This is a genomic window from Pedococcus cremeus (assembly GCF_900111375.1).
Lineage (GTDB): Bacteria > Actinomycetota > Actinomycetes > Actinomycetales > Dermatophilaceae > Pedococcus_A > Pedococcus_A cremeus.
The window spans coordinates 187,233-201,524 of the sequence record NZ_FOHB01000005.1 but is presented as its reverse complement, the minus strand read 5'-3'; the positions used below and the strand labels follow the sequence as shown (position 1 = coordinate 201,524).

Here is a 14,292-nt window from a genome sequence, read left to right as displayed (position 1 = left end):
GCCCCCATGGCCCGGGCACGCCGCACGAGAGCCGTCCCCCCGGCATACCTGCTGATCGCCCCCTCGGTCGTCTTCATGGCGCTGCTCCTCGGGTGGCCCATGGTGAGCGGCATCCTGCAGGCCTTCGTCGGGCCGGACGGTGTGACCGGCGCTTACCTGCAGCGCATGAACAGCGACCCGGCCTTCTGGTCCGCCGTGCGCAACACCCTGCTGCTGATCGTGGTGCTGCTGCCGCTGCAGTTCCTGTTCGCCCTGGTGATGGCGTTCCTCCTGCAGGCGAGGCCAAAGGGGCACGCGCTCTACTTCTACCTGTGGGCGATCCCGCTCGCGGTGTCGGACCTCGCGGCCGGCCTGGTGTGGCTGTCGATCTTCACCGACCGGGGCTACCTGAACTCGGTGCTGGAGACCCTGGGCCTCGGCTCGGTGTCCTGGCTCTCCTACGAGAACTACGGCTCGATGTTCGTCGCCATCCTCATCGCCGAGCTGTGGCGCGCCACCTCGCTGGTGCTGGTCATCGTGATCTCCGGCATGCAGGGGATCCCCAAGGACTACGACGAGGCGGCCAACGTCTTCGGCGCGTCGTACCTGCAGCGGCTGCGGCACGTCTGGCTGCCCCTGCTCAAGCCGAGCCTGCAGGTTGCGCTGATCCTGCGGACCATCCTCGCGTTCCAGACCTTCGCCGTCGCGCAGGCGCTGACCGGCCAGGACTTCCCCGTGCTCGTGGGGGAGACCTACCGCTGGTACACCGCCCTGCAGAACCCCCATGTCGCGTCGGCCATCGCCATGGTCGTCATGGCCGTCTCCATGGTCACAGCCGTCATCTACCTCAAGACCCTGCGTGACAGCACGAAGGGAGCCTCGTGATGACCTCCGCCGAGACCTCCGCCGAGACCTCCGCGCGCCCCGCCGCTGTTCCACGTCCGCAGCCGGCCGTCGACACGGCGCCGCTGCGGGCGCTGCGCCGGCGCCGTGCCCTCCTGCAGGTGGCCTGCTGGGTCGTCACGGCGTTCATGGTGGTGCCCGTCTACCTCATCGCGCTGGCGGCGTTCTCCTCCCGCTCGGCGCTCAACGAGTTCCCCCTCCGGTTCCTGCCGACGTCGTTCTCCACCGAGACGATGAGCACGTTCCTCAGCTCCACCGGGGTGCTGGCGGGTCTCATCAACTCGATCATGGTTGGCCTGCTGACCCTGGTGGTGTCGTTCCTCATCGGCGTGCCGGCGGGCTACGCGATCGCCCGATTCGCCTTCCGGGGCCACGACCAGTACCAGCTCTTCCTGCTGTTCACGCGGGCGCTGCCGATCGTGGTGCTGTCGGTGCCCCTGGCCCAGCTGTTCCTCAGCACGGGGGTCTACGACACTCCCTTGGCGGTGACGCTGCTGCACAGCGCGCTGGCCCTGCCGACGACGATCCTGCTGACGTCGGCCGTCTTCCTGGCCGTGCCGGTCGACGCCGAGGAAGCGGCCCGCATCTTCGGGTGCACACCGGTCGGCGCGTTCACCCGGGTCGTGCTGCCGCTGGCTCTGCCCGGCATCGCTGCCGCCTCGATCTTCACGTTCGTCATGAGCTGGAACGAGGTCCTGGGCGCCACCATCCTGACCCTGAACCAGCGCACCCTGCCCGCCCAGGTGTTGTCGTCGCTCTCCGACTCCCCGCTGGCGTTCCGGTTCGCCGGTGGCTTCTTCCTGATCATCCCCGCGATCGTTTTCATCGCGGTGATGCGCCGATACCTCCTCAACATGTGGGGGACGACGATCCGATGACCACGCCGAATCGGGACCGGACGAAAGCGAGCCGCCGCCATGGCTGAGATCACCATCCAGAACCTGGTCAAGACCTACCCCGGTCAGACCGAGCGGGCCACGGACGACGTTTCGCTGCACGTGGACGACGGGGAGTTCATGGTGCTGCTCGGCCCCTCCGGCTGCGGCAAGACCACGCTGTTGCGCATGGTGGCCGGGCTGGAGCTGCCCGACGCGGGGTCAGTCCACATCGGCGGTCGCGACGTCACCTACCTGCCGCCCAACAAGCGGAACCTCTCGATGGTGTTCCAGTCATATGCCGTGTTCCCGCACCGCAGGGTGCGGCACAACATCGGGTTCGGGCTGGCGATGGCGAAGGTGCCCAAGGCAGAGATCGAGAAGAAGGTGGCCTGGGCGGCCGACCTGCTGCAGCTCGGCCCCTACCTCGACCGCTACCCGGCCCAGCTCTCCGGCGGCCAGCGGCAGCGCGTCGCCGTCGCCCGGGCGATCGTCATGGACGCCGACGTGCTCCTCATGGACGAGCCGCTCTCCAACCTCGACGCCCTGCTGCGGCTGGGCTTCCGCGCCGAGCTGAAGCGGATCGTCGAGCAGATCGGCACCACGACGCTGTACGTGACGCACGACCAGGTGGAGGCCCTGTCGCTCGGCGACCGGATCGCGGTCATGCGCACGGGCCAGGTCGCGCAGCTCGGCCGACCGATCGAGGTCTACGACCACCCCTCCGACACCTTTGTCGGCGGGTTCATCGGCTCCCCGCCCATGAACTTCCTCGACGCCATGGCGCACGGCGGCGTCGACGGCGGCGTCGACGGCGGGACCATCACGGTCGGCGACGCGAAGCTGCCCGCTCCGGGCGGCCTCCCCGACGGCCCGGTGCGGCTCGGCATCCGCGCCGAGGCCATTTCGGTGGTGGACGCGCACACCGAGGGCGCTGTGCCGGCCATGGTCGACGTGGTCGAGCCGCTCGGCGCCGCCACACTGCTCACCGTCCGGGTCGGCGAGCAGGAGGTCAAGGTGCAGGTGCCCCCCGACGTGAACGTGCGGAACGGGCAGACGGTGCACCTGTCGCTGACCCCGCGGGCCATGCGCCTGTATGACGCCGAGACGGGCCTGGGGCTGGACCTGCGATGAGCGACCCCACAACCGCCCCGCTCGACCCGGACCTCGACGCCCTGGGCCGGGCGGCCCGCCGCGTGCTGGCCCGGAACGACCTCGGCACGATGGTGGCGGCAGCCCCCCGGCTCTACCCGCACCAGTGGTCGTGGGACGCGGCCTTCATCTCTGTGGGCCTCGCCCGGGTGTCCGTGCCGCGCGCCCTCACCGAGCTGCGCAGCCTGCTGGCCGCCCAGTGGAGCACCGGCATGATCCCCCACATCGTGTTCAGCCCGGGCACGAGCTACTTCCCGGGCCCGGACGTGTGGGGCACGGACGGGGTGGGGGCGAAGCCGGCGGGAGTCCAGACCAGCGGAATCTGCCAGCCGCCGGTGCACGCCATCGCCCTGGCGCGCATCCTGCGCATCGCCGCCGAGCAAGGCGAGGAAGGCGAGGAGGGCGGGGAAGCCCTTGCCGAGGCGCGGGCCTTCGCCGCCGACGCCGTGCCGCGGCTGGCTGCCTGGCACCGCTGGCTCTCCACCGCCCGTGACCCGGACGGGCAGGGGCTGGTGCAGGTCCACCACGGCTGGGAGTCCGGGATGGACAACGCGCCGCGGTGGGACGCTGCCTACGAGGCGATCAGGGTCCGGCAGGAGCAGCAGCTGCGCCGCCACGACACGGCTCTCGTCTCCGACGTCTCCGAGCGGCCGTCGGACTCGGAGTACCAGCGCTACCTCCACCTCGTGGCCCAGATGCGGTCGGTCGGGTACGACGACCGGCGGGTGGCGGAGATCGTCGACTTCCGGGTGGGGGACGTGTTCATGACGGCGATCCTGGCGGTCGCCGCAGAGGAGCTCGCCGCTGTCGGGCGCGACCTCGGACTGGAGAAGGAGGTGGCCGACCAGATGGACATCGCTGCCCGCGCCCGGGCAGCGGTCCTCGCCAGTGTCGCGCCCGACAGTGGTCTCTGCCGCGACTGGGACGCGCGCGTCGGCGCCTGGACCGGCGCGGAGTCGCTCGCGTCGTTCTCGGTGTTGCTCTGCGGTGGTGACGCCGACGCCTACGCCCGGCAGCGGACGGTCCTGACCGGACCGCGCTGGGCCGGGCACCCGGGGCTGCGGTACGCCCTGCCGCCCACCCTCTCGCCCGACGACCCCGGCTTCCAGCCCCGCACCTACTGGCGCGGCCCGGTGTGGCCGGTGATGAACTGGCTGTTCTGGTGGGCGCTGGAGCGACACGGCGACCACGCGCTCGCAGACCGGTGGCGCGCCCAGGGCCTCGCCCAGCTGGGCGACCTCGCCTTCGGCGAGTACTACGAGCCCCTCACGGGCGAGCCGCTCGGGAGCCACGAGCAGTCCTGGACCGCGGCCATCGCCCTCGACTGGATCGCCACCTCACCATGACCGACCCCGACTCCCGACCTCTCGACCCGGGTTCCCACCACAGGGCCGAGGCCGGCAGCACGACCCCGGAGGCTCCCGTCAACCTCCGAGACCACCCCGGCACCAGCATGACTCGTCCCCTGCGTGTTGCGATTGCTGGTGCCGGGGCTCGGGGGGCGGCCTACGCGCGGCACCTCCGGGAGTGTGGCGGCAGAGCAGTCGTCGGGGCGGTCGCCGAGACGCGTCCGTCGACCCGGGTGGCGGTGGCGGCCGAGCACGACGTCGGGCAGTCGCAGCAGTTCAGCTGCTGGGAGGAGCTCGTCGCCGCGCCACGCACCTGCGACGCCGTCATCATCGCGGTCCAGGACCGCGACCACCTCAAGGCGGCCACCGCGTTCGCGCAAGCCGGCTACGACATCCTGCTCGAGAAGCCCATGGCGCCCACGGAGGCGGAGTGCTGGCAGATCGTCGAGGCATGCGAGTCCGCCGGCGTCTTCCTCGGGGTCTGCCACGTCCTTCGTTACACCCCCTACACGCGGCTCATCCGTGAGCAGATCAGGTCGGGCGCGATCGGCGACATCGTCAACGTGCAGCACCTTGAGCCAGTGGGCTCCTGGCACTTCGCCCACTCCTACGTGCGCGGCAGCTGGCACAGCTCGAGCGACGCCGGACCGGTGCTGCTGACGAAGTCCTCCCACGACATCGACTGGCTCAGCTACATCATCGACCGGCCCGCGCTCCGGGTCGTCTCGTTCGGCTCGCTGCACCACTTCCGTCCCGACCAGGCGCCGGAGGGCGCGGCCGACCGGTGCCTCGACTGCCCGGTCGAGCCGACCTGTCCGTACTCCGCGGTGCGGATCTACCGTCGGGGACTCCACCCTGCGGCGCGGGAGGGCTACTTCACCGCGGTCGTGGCACCTGAGCTCACTCCGGAGGCGCTCGAGCGTGCCCTGCGCGAGGGGCCGTACGGCCGGTGCGTCTACTCCGGCGACAACGACGTCTGCGACCACCAGATCGTCGGGATCGACTACGAGGACGGGCTGACCGCGGGCTTCTCGCTGTCGGCCTTCACGCCGGTCGAGAACCGCCACACGCGGATCTTCGGCACGCGCGGGCAGATCACGACCGACGGCAACAGCGTGTGGGTGCACGACTTCCTGACTCAGCGCACGACCGAGCATGTCGTGACCGCGGCGGGTGCCTCGGCCGGCGAGGGGCACGCCGGCGGGGACGCCGCCATGATCGAGGCGTTCGTGCAGGCGCTCGCCGAGGGCGACGCCTCGCACTTCAGCTCCGACGGCAGGACGAGCCTGATGACCCACTCCATCGTCTTCGCGGCCGAACGGTCACGGCTCACCGGCGCCGTAGTCGAGGTGTGAGCGGCATGAGCCCGCCTCGGGGTCCGGGTCGGGTCGTGCTGGCGCCGGACTCCTTCAAGGGCTCCGTGTCAGCGGCCGAGGTCGCTGCGGCCCTCGCCCGAGGCGTGCGAGCGGAGCTGCCCGACGTGGAGGTGGTCGAGCACCCGATCGCCGACGGCGGCGAGGGCACGGTGGACGCGGTCGTGAGGGCGGGACTTCGTCGGGTCGAGGCCACGGTCTCCGGGCCACTGGGCCAACCCGTCCAAGGGGCCTACGCGGTCGCGGGCCGGGAGGCCGTCGTCGAGCTGGCCGAAGCCGCTGGACTGGGGCGCCTTCCGCCGTCCGGGCCCAGCCCGGTGACGGCTCGGACCGCGACCACCCGGGGCGTGGGCGAGCTGGTCCTGCACGCGGCCGAGAACGGTGCCACGACCGTGACGCTGGGCATCGGGGGGAGCTGCACCACCGATGGGGGTGCCGGCCTCGTCACCGCGCTGGGTGCCCGCCTGCTCACCGCCGACGGCCGTGCGGCGGGTCCGGGAGGTGCCGGGCTGCTCGAGGCGGCCCGGCTCGACCTCAGCCGACTCGACCCGCGGCTGCGTGGCGTGCGGCTCGTGGTGGCCTGCGACGTCGACAACCCGCTGCTCGGCCCTGACGGTGCGGCGGCGGTCTACGCACCACAGAAGGGCGCCGGCCCGGAAGACGTCGCGCTCCTCGAGCAGGGTCTGCGGCGGTGGGCCGACGTCGTGGCCGACGCCACCGGCACCGACCTGCGCGACCTTCCGGGTGCAGGTGCGGCGGGGGGCGTGGGGTTCGGCCTGGCAGCGTTGCTCGGCGCTCGGCTGCAGCCAGGCGCGCCGCTGCTGCTGGAGGCGACCGCGTTCCACCGCCACCTCGGCCCGGATGCGCTCATCGTCGTGGGCGAGGGGTCGTTCGACCAGCAGAGCCTGCGTGGCAAGGGTCCGGTGGCGGCGGCTCGGCTCGCCAAGGTAGCTTCCGCCCGGGTGGTGGCGGTCGCAGGGCGATCCACTGTCGCGGTCGAGGACGCCAAGGCCGTGGGCGTCGACGCGGTGTTCACGCTGGTCGACCTCGAGCCCGACCCCCGCCGTTGTGTCGCCGAGGCAGCCCGGCTGCTCGAGGAGACCGGGCGCCGGGTGGGGCGCTGGTGGGCGGCGCAGCCGCCATGACCACCCGGCCCCACGCTTGGGGCAGGGCGGTCACTCGTCGACCGCGTGCGGCGCCGCCGGGTGCTCCGACGTCGGCCTCACCGCGAACCGGCGGCCGTGCACCTCTTCGGGCTCGATGCGCACCAGGCGCGGTTTCGGCCCCTGGTGCCACGGTTGGAGGGGGAGGTCGAGCGCCTCGAGCGACTCGTGCAGCCGGGTCACCTCACGCGCCCTGCCCTTGATGACCACGCTCCAGGCGACCGCACCCTCGCTCCCGACCCCGTCGACCTCGTAGGCGACGTCGTGCCCGACCGCAGCAGCGAGCTTGGTGCCCTCCGCGGTGCGGAAGACGAGGGTGCCCTGGTCGACGACGTGGTTGAGGGGGAAGATCTCCGGCTTGCCCTCGAAGACCACCGCGAGCCGTCCGACCGGCATCGAGCGCACCAGCGACCACGACTCCGACACGGTCAGGTGCTCCATCGGGGCAAGGGTCTCGTCCATGGCTACCTCCCGGGGGCGTGGCAACCCGTTCGCCGTGCTGCCCAGTGTCGTCGCGGCACACGGCACGGGGCAGGGGCCAAGGGCCCGTATGCCGCGGGCACGCCGGAGGGCGGCCGGCCCTCCATGAGGTGCCGTTCCGGCGGGTCGTTGGTCCCGCCCGCTGGTGCCCTAGTCCCCTGAATCGCGACCGGAGCCAGGGGGAACCTGAAAGTGCTGAAGTGGCAGTAACACCTAGGAGGGACAAGGCCATGAGCACCAAGCACCGGAGCCAGACGGGGACACGACTACCGGACCCGAACTTCGTCCACCCTGAGGTCATCGCACCCGAGACCACAGCCGGCAAGGCGCTGCGCTACGTCAACGCAGCCATTCGCATCAGCATCGGGTGGGTGTTCCTTTGGGCGTTCATCGACAAGGTGTGGGGCTTCGGCTTCGCCACCCCGACCGCCAAGGCCTGGATCAACGGCGGCAGCCCGACGACGGGCTTCCTGAAGGGCGCGACCGGCCCCTTGGCGAGCACGTACCACTCGATGTCGGGCCAGAGCTGGGCCGACTGGCTGTTCATGGCCGGCCTGCTGGGCATCGGCCTCGCGCTGGTTCTCGGTGTCGGCATGCGGATCGCCGCCGCGGCCGGCTCGCTGCTGCTGGTCCTCATGTGGTCCGCGGAGCTGCCGCTGCAGAACAACCCGTTCATGGACGAGCACCTCGTCTACGCGATGGTCCTCGTGGCCCTCGCGCTGGCCGGCGCCGGCCGCACCGTGGGCCTGGGGCGCCAGTGGGAGCGGCTGTCCTTCGTGCAGAGGAACGGCTGGCTGAAGTAGCGCCAGGAACAAGGAGAGAGGGGTGGTCGGGGCTTTCGCCCGACCACCCCATCGGCCTGTGGAGGTGGACGAGATGAGCAGCAACTTCGCCGGTGTCGTCGTCGGGTTCGACGGTTCGGCACCCTCGACGGCGGCCTTGGACTGGGCCGCAGCGGAGGCGGTGCGGCGGGGTCTGGCGCTCAAGGTCGTGCTCGCCGTCGAGCTCGGGGCCGCTCTTCCGATGCCCATGGACTCCGGTGCGCCGTGGGCCATGGCGCGGATCGAGGCGGCCGCCCGCGAGGTGCTGGACGACGCGGTCGACCGGGCCCGCAAGACGGACCCCGGGCTGGTGGTGTCCACCCTGGTCATCGACACCGCTGCAGCCGCGCTCGTCGCCGCCTCCCGCAGTGCCGCGCTCGTCGTCGTCGGCAACCGCGGTCACGGTGACCTGGTGGGGACGCTGCTCGGCTCCGTGGCCTTCGGTGTCACCGCCCACTCACAGTGCCCCGTCGCGGTCATCCGCGGTGGTTCCACCCGGGTGCCCGGACCGGGCGCCCCGGTCGTCGTCGGCGTCGACGGCTCACCGGCCTCCGATGCCGCCGTCGACGAGGCCTGCGAGCTGGCCGACCGCTCGGGCGCGCAGCTGCAGGTCGTCGCGGCCTACCAGGTGCCGGTCACCGGCTGGGTCGGCACGGCGCCGTGGCTCGACGTCTACCCCGAGGAGGAGCTCGCGGATGCCGCGGAGGGCACCGCCAAGGCGGTACTGGCGCAGGCGCGTGGCCGGGTCCGGCGCAACCACCCCGCGCTCGACGTCGAGTTCACGGCGGTGCGGGAGCGCCCCGCCGACGCACTGGCCGACCGCTCGCGGACCGCTGGCGTCGTGGTCGTCGGCTCCCGCGGCCGAGGCGGGTTCCGCAGCCTCGTGCTCGGCTCGGTCAGCCGCGGCCTGGTGCACCTGGCGGAGAGCCCCGTCCTCGTGGTGCACGCACCGGACCAGGCCTACTCCACCGAGGCCTGACAGCACCGTCACATGAGCCCGAGCGCCCGCGCCTCCTCACGCAGCTCGTCGCGCACGTCGGGGTGGGCCGCGTGCTCGATGAGGTTACGGGCCTGGGTCCGCTCGTCGAGTCCGGCGATGCGGGCCACGCCCTGCTCGGTCACCACGGCGGAGTGCTGGAACGAGGTGACCGGCTCGTCGACCAGCGGCACGATCGTCGAGCAGTCCGCCTTCGGGTGCCACGAGCGCAGCGCCATGAAGGCCTGTCCGCCCGGCGACTGCAGCGCGCCGACGGTGAAGTCGGTCTGACCTCCGAAGCCGGAGTAGATCCGGGCACGGATGCGCGAGGCGTTGGCCTGCCCGAACAGGTCGATCTGGAGCGCGGTGTTGACCGAGGTCATCATCCGCTGCTCGGCGATGCGGGCCGGGGAGTTGGTGACCTCGGTGCGGCGCAGCACCACGCGCTCGTTGCCGTCGAGCCAGGCGTAGAGCTCCTCCGACCCGAAGACGAACGAGGTGTTGATCGGGGCGTCCGGGTCGAGGGCCCCCGCCTGCTCGAGGGCGAGGATGCCGTCGCTGAACATCTCCGTCCACACCCGCAGCCCACGGCGGTCGATGAGCCCGGTGACCGTCGCGTCGGGCACCGCGCCGATGCCCGCCTGGATGGTGGCGCCGTCACCGATCGCGGCCGCGACCTGCGCGCCGATGTGGGCCGACGTGTGGTCGGGCGGCGAGGGCACGTGCACGGCCAGCTTCTGCTCAACCTCGACACCGGCGTCGATGTGCTCGACCGGCACGAGGGCGTCGCCGAACGTCCACGGCATCAACGGGTTGAGCTGGGCCAGCACCAGGCCGCCGCGCGCCCGGACGGCCTCGATGGCGGCCGGCAGCACGTTGACCTCGGTGCCCAACGACACCATCCCGTCGCGCGGCAGCGTCGTGTGGATGAGCACCACATCGGGCGGCAGGGTGGAGGCGAAGAGCCGCGGTGCCAGGGACAGCCGGCTCGGCACGTAGGCCAGCCTCGGGTGCCCGCGGAAGCCGGGCCCGACGAACATCGTCTCGGGCACCACCCCGTCGTGCAGGGGCAGGCCGCGCTGCGGGTTGAGCAGGTGCAGGCGGAACGCCGGCAGCTCGGCCGCGACGGCCTCCAGCAGCGGCAGCGGCGTGGCGAAGTTGCCGCTCGTGACGACCCGGGGCTCGGAGCCGACGGCCTGCACGGCCTCGGCGAGCCGGACCGCCTCCTCCAGCTCGACGACCCTCATCGGCGGGCCCCCGTCGCGCGGGAGCCGGGGATCCCGGTCGAAGGGGAGGCGATGGCGCTGGAAGGTGAACGGGGGTGACCGCGTCGGCTGTCCGGCATACCTCGATCCTGCCAGCGCGGGCAGGCCGGTGACGTCACTTTCGTGGCGGTGTGACCTACTTCCGGTGGAGCAGCCACCGCTGCTCCCGCGGGCGGACGACAGGACCGGCACTGCTCCCTACGCTGGCGTCGAGGAGGTGTGGATGCCGGGCCTGGGACGAGACGGCGCTGGACGGGACGGCGCCCGACGAGACGCTGCACCACCGTGGGGGCCGTGGGTCCTCGGTCCGGTGGTGCTGGCGCTCCTCCAGGTGGGGGGCAGCGTCGGTGCGGCCCATGGCCAGCCGGGGCGGCGTGCGCTCGACGGGCTCGCGTTCGGGCTCCTCCTCCTCGGCCCCCTCTGCCTGCTGCTGCTGCGGTCGCGGCCGACCCTCCTCGTGGCCGGCACGGTCGCCGCGACGGCGACCTACCTGGCGCTGGGGTACCCGTACGGCCCGGTGTTCGCCAGCCTCGCGGTGGTCATGCTGCTCTCCGTGGTCAGGGGCCGCCGGGTGCTGGCGTGGGCGGCGGCCGGCACCGTCCTGGCCGTCGAGGTGGTGGCGACGCTGCTGCTCCGGCCGGCGTCGTGGTCGTGGCCGGCGGTGCTCGGCCTGCTCGCGTGGACCACCGTGCTGCTGGCGGTGGCCGAGGTCGCCCGCGGACGGCGCGAGCGGGGCGTCACCCAGCGGGAGGCGCGCCGGGAGGCCGACCGGCGACGGCGTGGCGAGGAGCGGCTGCGCATCGCGCAGGAGCTGCACGACGTCGTGGCGCACCACATGTCGCTGATCAACGTGCAGTCGAGCGTGGCGCTGCACCTCCTCGACAGCCACCCGGAGCAGGTCGAACCCGCCCTCCGCGCGATCAAGGGCGCCAGCCACGAGGCCCTCACCGAGATGCGTGGCCTGGTCGGGGTGCTGCGGGCCGAGGGCGAACCCGCACCGCGCTCCCCGGTCGCGACGCTCGCCTCGCTCGACGAGCTCGTCGCCCGCAGCGCGCAGGCCGGGCTCGAGGTGCGGACGGCCACCTCCGGACAGGCTCGTCCCCTTCCGGCCGCGGTCGACCTGGCGGCGTACCGCGTGGTGCAGGAGTCCGTGACCAACGTCGTGCGCCACGCCGGCGCCCGCCGTGCCGACGTGCTCCTCGACTACGGCGACGACGCGCTCACCGTGCGAGTCGACGACGACGGGAACGGCGCCGGACCCACTGGCCCGCAGCCGGGCAACGGGCTGCGCGGGATGCGTGAGCGCGCCGCAGCCCTGGGCGGCACGCTGGCGCTCGGCCGCTCACCGCTGGGCGGCCTGCGGGTCGAGGCGCTCATCCCGCTGGGCGGTGGGCTGTGATCCGCGTGGTGCTGGCCGACGACCAGGCGCTGCTGCGCGCAGGTATCCGCGCCCTGCTCGACGCCGAGGACGACATCGAGGTCGTCGGTGAGGCCGCCGACGGCACGGAGGCGCTCGCGCTCGTGCGCCGGCACCGGCCCGACGTCGTGCTCATGGACATCCGTATGCCGCGCACCGATGGCCTCGAGGCGACCCGCCAGGTCGTCAGTGACCCCGACCTCGAGGGCACGCGCGTCGTCGTCCTCACCACCTTCGACCTCGACGAGTACGTCTTCGAGGCAGTGCGTTCCGGCGCCAGCGGCTTCCTGGTCAAGGACACCGAGCCGGCCGAGCTGCTGCGTGGCGTGCGGGCCGTCGCCGCCGGTGACGCCCTGCTCTCGCCCGGGGTCACCCGCCGCCTCATCGGCGAGTTCGCCAGCCGCTCGAGGGGGTTCGCCGACTCGTCCGCGTTGGCGCTGCTCACCGAACGCGAGCGCGAGGTCGTCGGGCTCGTCGGTGAGGGGCTGAGCAACGACGAGATCGCCACGCGGCTGGTGATGAGCCCAGCCACGGCCAAGACCCACGTCTCACGCGCCATGGTGAAACTGCACGCCCGCGACCGCGCGCAGCTCGTGGTGCTGGCCTACGAGAGCGGCCTCGTGCGACCCGGGTGGTCGACCGCCTGACGAGGAGTACTCCGGCGGGAGCAGCCGAACAGCCTCCGACGAGGGGATTCGCGGCGCCCCAACGGTTCCGAGGATGGAGGCATCCGAACTGACGACCTCTGAGGAGCCAACCGTGAACAGCATCGCCACGACCATCCCTGCGGCACTCACCTCCGCCGGCTACGACGGCACCTGGCACGGCCCGGGCCCGTGGTGGCCGATCTTCCCGCTGTTGTGGCTGCTGGTCGTCTTCTCGGCCATCGCGCTGTTCGGCTGGTTCGGCCGCCGTCGGTGGCGGCAGATGGGCGCCCAGAGCGGCCGCCGAGCCGGCGAGGCCCGGCTGGCCGAGCGCTACGCCTCGGGGGAGATCGACGAGCGCGAGTACGAGCAGCGCCTGGCCACCCTGCAGCGCCTGAGCCCCCAGTGACGACCGCCTGAGCCTTCAGTGACGACCGGCTGAGCCGCCGCTGAGCCGCCCCTGAGCAGCTGCCGGACCCCTACTGAGCAGCCGCCGAGCCGCTGCTGAGGACCGGCTGAGGAGGCGGCGACGGCGCCGTTGTCAGGCGCATTGACCGCCGGCGAACGCCGCCGGAGAATTGTGGTGTTGGCCCGCCTCGGATCGACGGACCCCGTTTCCATGAAAGGGGTTTTCCCGTGAAGGAGAAGATCCACCCGCAGGACTTCATCGTCCTCATCGCCGGCGCGTACGCGCTGCTGTCGCCCATCTGGACCACGACGGAGAGCCGGGCCACGACAACCATGATCGTCCTCGGTGCCGTGACCGTGGTGTTGTCGGTGATCGAGCTGGTGCGTCCCGACATGCTGTCCGTGGAGGGCGTCACCGCCCTGATGGGCCTGCTGTTCATCATCTCGCCGTGGGTCATGGGCTTCTCCGACACCAAGCCCATGGCGTGGACCGCCTGGGTGGTCGGCGCGGTCACGCTCGTGGTCGGTGCACTCGACCTGCAGGTCACCAGGACGCACCAGCGGCACGTGACGACGACGCCCTAGCGGTCAGGCCGCGCGGTCAGCCCAGGCTGAGCAGCGCCAGGGCGTAGGCGCACTCGGCGTCGGGGTGGGCGAAGTCGGCCACCCCGGCGCCGTCGCGCACCCGCACGACCCAGTCGGAGCGCTCCTGCCGAAGGTGCTCGAACCGCTCGCCGAGCAGCGTCCGCAGCTGGTCCTCGCGGGGCAGCCACAGGGCGACGTCGAGGGGCACCGAGTCGAGCGCCCACTCCGTGGTCCCGTTGAACCCGAGCACCGACTGGTCCTGGTAGTGGTGCAGCTCGATCGTCAGGTCGCTGATCCAGTACAGGTCACCGAGCAGCTCGGGCTCGTTGATGGTGAACCGGTCGCCCGGCTGCGGCTGCCACATCACACCCGCGGACGACAGCCGCCGCGCGAGGTCCACCGAGATCATGGGCCAACGCTACGTCGGCCGGCGCCGCGGTGCGCTGCGGTGCTCACAGGAGGCCGAACGCACGCAGCTCCTCGTCGGTCATCAGCCGTGAGCGGATGAGGAACCGCACCCCCTCGGGCGCCTCGACCGAGAACCCGCTGCCCCGGCCCTTCACGACGTCGACGGTCAGGTGCGTGTGCTTCCAGTACTCGTACTGGCTGACCGACATCCAGAACGGCACGTCCGGGATGCCGTCGACGACGAGGTCGCCGAGGTGCACGTCGGAGTCGCCGGTGAGGAAGTCGCCGAGCGGGAAGCACATGGGCGAGCTGCCGTCGCAGCAGCCGCCGGACTGGTGGAACATCAGCCGCCCGTGCCGGTCGGTGAGGCGGCGGAGCAGGTCCGCCGCCTCACCGGTCAGGTCGACCCGGGTATGCCGCGTGGACGCCGGTCCCGTTGTCGGCTCCGGGGCCGGCGCGGGTGCCGCGGTGGGTACCTCGGGTGTCGTCATCGG

At 72.2% G+C, this 14,292-nt stretch carries 16 protein-coding genes; 12 read left to right on the top strand and 4 right to left on the bottom strand.

Annotated features, from left to right (window positions below; genetic code table 11):
* Positions 1 to 6 precede the first annotated feature (6 nt).
* The 6 genes from BMW78_RS11755 to BMW78_RS11730 all read left to right on the top strand — a co-directional run bounded on the left by BMW78_RS11755 (position 7) and on the right by BMW78_RS11730 (position 6,776).
* Positions 7 to 864 carry a carbohydrate ABC transporter permease gene (locus tag BMW78_RS11755; protein WP_091760087.1) on the top strand — a complete coding sequence of 286 codons (858 nt, stop codon included), beginning with the start codon at positions 7 to 9 and terminating at the stop codon, positions 862 to 864.
* Positions 864 to 1,760 carry a carbohydrate ABC transporter permease gene (locus tag BMW78_RS11750; protein WP_091759675.1) on the top strand — a complete coding sequence of 299 codons (897 nt, stop codon included), beginning with the start codon at positions 864 to 866 and terminating at the stop codon, positions 1,758 to 1,760. The genes BMW78_RS11755 and BMW78_RS11750 overlap by 1 nt, the downstream gene beginning before the upstream one ends.
* Positions 1,761 to 1,799: 39 nt before the next feature.
* The gene (locus BMW78_RS11745; protein ID WP_091759673.1) at positions 1,800 to 2,891 is read left to right on the top strand and encodes an ABC transporter ATP-binding protein; all 1,092 of its coding nucleotides are present in this window, start codon (positions 1,800 to 1,802) and stop codon (positions 2,889 to 2,891) included.
* The gene (gene ggh, locus BMW78_RS11740) at positions 2,888 to 4,255 is read left to right on the top strand and encodes a glucosylglycerate hydrolase (RefSeq protein ID WP_091759671.1); all 1,368 of its coding nucleotides are present in this window, start codon (positions 2,888 to 2,890) and stop codon (positions 4,253 to 4,255) included. The genes BMW78_RS11745 and ggh overlap by 4 nt, the downstream gene beginning before the upstream one ends.
* A 107-nt stretch (positions 4,256 to 4,362) precedes the next feature.
* A complete protein-coding gene (locus tag BMW78_RS11735) occupies positions 4,363 to 5,613 on the top strand; it encodes a Gfo/Idh/MocA family protein (protein WP_091760084.1) in 1,251 nt (416 codons plus the stop codon).
* 5 nt (positions 5,614 to 5,618) lie between these two features.
* Positions 5,619 to 6,776 (top strand): glycerate kinase, encoded by a 1,158-nt coding sequence (locus BMW78_RS11730; RefSeq protein ID WP_091759668.1) that lies wholly within the window; start codon positions 5,619 to 5,621, stop codon positions 6,774 to 6,776.
* Between the two features lie 30 nt (positions 6,777 to 6,806).
* On the opposite strand, the gene BMW78_RS11725 is transcribed toward BMW78_RS11730, so the two are convergent.
* On the bottom strand, positions 6,807 to 7,256 hold the full coding sequence (locus tag BMW78_RS11725; protein WP_245735808.1) for a pyridoxamine 5'-phosphate oxidase family protein: 450 nt from the start codon (positions 7,254 to 7,256) through the stop codon (positions 6,807 to 6,809).
* A 248-nt stretch (positions 7,257 to 7,504) separates the two neighbouring features.
* Here BMW78_RS11725 and BMW78_RS11720 point away from each other — a divergent pair, with 248 nt between their 5' ends.
* Both BMW78_RS11720 and BMW78_RS11715 read left to right on the top strand, forming a co-directional pair.
* A complete protein-coding gene (locus BMW78_RS11720; RefSeq protein WP_143056234.1) occupies positions 7,505 to 8,077 on the top strand; it encodes a DoxX family protein in 573 nt (190 codons plus the stop codon).
* Between the two features lie 73 nt (positions 8,078 to 8,150).
* On the top strand, positions 8,151 to 9,074 hold the full coding sequence (locus tag BMW78_RS11715; RefSeq protein ID WP_143056233.1) for a universal stress protein: 924 nt from the start codon (positions 8,151 to 8,153) through the stop codon (positions 9,072 to 9,074).
* An 8-nt stretch (positions 9,075 to 9,082) separates the two neighbouring features.
* On the opposite strand, the gene BMW78_RS11710 is transcribed toward BMW78_RS11715, so the two are convergent.
* Complete coding sequence (locus BMW78_RS11710; protein WP_091759664.1) at positions 9,083 to 10,318, bottom strand: acetyl-CoA hydrolase/transferase family protein; 1,236 nt, start codon at positions 10,316 to 10,318, stop codon at positions 9,083 to 9,085.
* 241 nt (positions 10,319 to 10,559) lie between these two features.
* Here BMW78_RS11710 and BMW78_RS11705 point away from each other — a divergent pair, with 241 nt between their 5' ends.
* The 4 genes from BMW78_RS11705 (at position 10,560) to BMW78_RS11690 (ending at position 13,390) form a co-directional block, all read left to right on the top strand.
* A complete protein-coding gene (locus BMW78_RS11705; RefSeq protein WP_143056232.1) occupies positions 10,560 to 11,735 on the top strand; it encodes a sensor histidine kinase in 1,176 nt (391 codons plus the stop codon).
* Positions 11,732 to 12,400, top strand: coding sequence for a response regulator (locus tag BMW78_RS11700; protein ID WP_091759659.1), 669 nt, complete (start codon positions 11,732 to 11,734; stop codon positions 12,398 to 12,400). Before BMW78_RS11705 ends, BMW78_RS11700 begins: the two co-directional genes overlap by 4 nt.
* Before the next feature lie 112 nt (positions 12,401 to 12,512).
* Positions 12,513 to 12,806 (top strand): SHOCT domain-containing protein, encoded by a 294-nt coding sequence (locus tag BMW78_RS11695; RefSeq protein WP_218144328.1) that lies wholly within the window; start codon positions 12,513 to 12,515, stop codon positions 12,804 to 12,806.
* A 227-nt stretch (positions 12,807 to 13,033) separates the two neighbouring features.
* Positions 13,034 to 13,390 (top strand): SPW repeat protein, encoded by a 357-nt coding sequence (locus BMW78_RS11690; protein WP_091759655.1) that lies wholly within the window; start codon positions 13,034 to 13,036, stop codon positions 13,388 to 13,390.
* Between the two features lie 16 nt (positions 13,391 to 13,406).
* On the opposite strand, the gene BMW78_RS11685 is transcribed toward BMW78_RS11690, so the two are convergent.
* Both BMW78_RS11685 and BMW78_RS11680 read right to left on the bottom strand, forming a co-directional pair.
* Complete coding sequence (locus tag BMW78_RS11685; RefSeq protein WP_091759653.1) at positions 13,407 to 13,799, bottom strand: hypothetical protein; 393 nt, start codon at positions 13,797 to 13,799, stop codon at positions 13,407 to 13,409.
* Positions 13,800 to 13,842: 43 nt separating this feature from the next.
* Complete coding sequence (locus tag BMW78_RS11680) at positions 13,843 to 14,289, bottom strand: DUF779 domain-containing protein (protein ID WP_091759650.1); 447 nt, start codon at positions 14,287 to 14,289, stop codon at positions 13,843 to 13,845.
* Positions 14,290 to 14,292: the final 3 nt, after the last annotated feature.

Excerpts from the sequence above, each read along its gene's own strand:
- BMW78_RS11755 (WP_091760087.1), top strand. The coding sequence starts at position 7 with ATGGCCCGGGCACGCCGCACGAGAGCCGTCCCCCCGGCATACCTGCTG.
- BMW78_RS11750 (WP_091759675.1), top strand. The coding sequence starts at position 864 with ATGACCTCCGCCGAGACCTCCGCCGAGACCTCCGCGCGCCCCGCCGCT.
- BMW78_RS11745 (WP_091759673.1), top strand. The coding sequence starts at position 1,800 with ATGGCTGAGATCACCATCCAGAACCTGGTCAAGACCTACCCCGGTCAG.
- ggh (WP_091759671.1), top strand. The coding sequence starts at position 2,888 with ATGAGCGACCCCACAACCGCCCCGCTCGACCCGGACCTCGACGCCCTG.
- BMW78_RS11735 (WP_091760084.1), top strand. The coding sequence starts at position 4,363 with ATGACTCGTCCCCTGCGTGTTGCGATTGCTGGTGCCGGGGCTCGGGGG.
- BMW78_RS11730 (WP_091759668.1), top strand. The coding sequence starts at position 5,619 with ATGAGCCCGCCTCGGGGTCCGGGTCGGGTCGTGCTGGCGCCGGACTCC.
- BMW78_RS11725 (WP_245735808.1), bottom strand. The coding sequence starts at position 7,256 with ATGGACGAGACCCTTGCCCCGATGGAGCACCTGACCGTGTCGGAGTCG.
- BMW78_RS11720 (WP_143056234.1), top strand. The coding sequence starts at position 7,505 with ATGAGCACCAAGCACCGGAGCCAGACGGGGACACGACTACCGGACCCG.
- BMW78_RS11715 (WP_143056233.1), top strand. The coding sequence starts at position 8,151 with ATGAGCAGCAACTTCGCCGGTGTCGTCGTCGGGTTCGACGGTTCGGCA.
- BMW78_RS11710 (WP_091759664.1), bottom strand. The coding sequence starts at position 10,318 with ATGAGGGTCGTCGAGCTGGAGGAGGCGGTCCGGCTCGCCGAGGCCGTG.
- BMW78_RS11705 (WP_143056232.1), top strand. The coding sequence starts at position 10,560 with ATGCCGGGCCTGGGACGAGACGGCGCTGGACGGGACGGCGCCCGACGA.
- BMW78_RS11685 (WP_091759653.1), bottom strand. The coding sequence starts at position 13,799 with ATGATCTCGGTGGACCTCGCGCGGCGGCTGTCGTCCGCGGGTGTGATG.
- BMW78_RS11680 (WP_091759650.1), bottom strand. The coding sequence starts at position 14,289 with ATGACGACACCCGAGGTACCCACCGCGGCACCCGCGCCGGCCCCGGAG.